Source organism: Novosphingobium bradum (assembly GCF_042646485.1).
Lineage (GTDB): Bacteria > Pseudomonadota > Alphaproteobacteria > Sphingomonadales > Sphingomonadaceae > Novosphingobium > Novosphingobium bradum.
Map to the genome: position 1 here is coordinate 1 of NZ_JBHRTQ010000002.1, position 1009 is coordinate 1009.

1 protein-coding gene is annotated in these 1009 nt (G+C 68.2%); it reads right to left on the reverse strand.

What is annotated here, in order from left to right:
- Positions 1-104 precede the first annotated feature (104 nt).
- Positions 105-1009 (reverse strand): RelA/SpoT AH/RIS domain-containing protein (locus ACFOD9_RS01180; RefSeq protein ID WP_379508253.1); only part of this gene is annotated, 905 nt, incomplete at its 5' end.

Genomic DNA, 1009 nt, shown 5'->3' on the forward strand with positions numbered 1-1009 from the left:
CTCATCGTCGCCGCCATCATCTGGTGGGCCAATTGAGTCCGGACCCTAGTCGGAAGGGGGAGCGGCCCGAGGCCGATTCCACGTAAGTGGAAACGACTCCAGATTCAGATCCGGTCGGCGCTGGCCACCGCCTCGCTCGCGCGCAGGGCCGATACGATCCGCGTCAGGTGCGCCAGGTCCGATACCTCGATATCCACCTCGTAAGTGCCGAACATCTCATCGCGGTTGAGCATCTCGAGCCGCACGATATTGGCATGGGCATTGGCGAAGATGCCGGTCATTTCCGCCAGGGTCCCCGGCCGGTTGAACAGCACCGCCCGGATCTGCCCGATCGCCCCGGTCGTCCGATCACCCCATGACAGGTCCAGCCAATCGGCATCCACCCCGTCGGCCAGGCTCATGCAGTCGATCGCGTGGACTTCCACCCCCTCGCCCGGGCGGCGCAGGCCGACGATCCGATCGCCGGGCACCGGATGGCAGCAATCGGCCAGCCTGAAGGCCACCCCCGCGGTCAGCCCGCGGATCGAGATCGCGCGCTCCTGGCGAGGCCATTCCTCGGGCGCAGGCAGGTTGGCCGCGCTGCCCGGAACCAGGGCTTCCATCACCTGGCGGTCGGCCAGCTTGGCCGTGCCGATCGCCACCATCAGGTCTTCCTCGTCCTCCAGCCCCAGCCGCTGGACGGCCTCGCGGATCGCCTTCTTGCCGACCTTGGTGGGCAGGCGGGCGGCGATCTCGTCGAACAGCTTGCGCCCGATCACCGCGATCTCGGCCCGCTCCTTGGCGCGCACCGCCCGGCGGATCGCGGCCCGGGCCTTGCCGGTCACCACGAAGGACAGCCAGGACAACTGGGGCGAGGACGTCTTGCTCTTGATGATCTCCACCACGTCGCCATTGCCCAGCACGGTCCGCAGCGGCATATGGCGGCCGTTGATCTTGGCGCCCACCGCCATCGAGCCGAGATCGGTGTGGACCGCATAGGCGAAGTCCACCGGGGTCGCGCCCTTGGGCA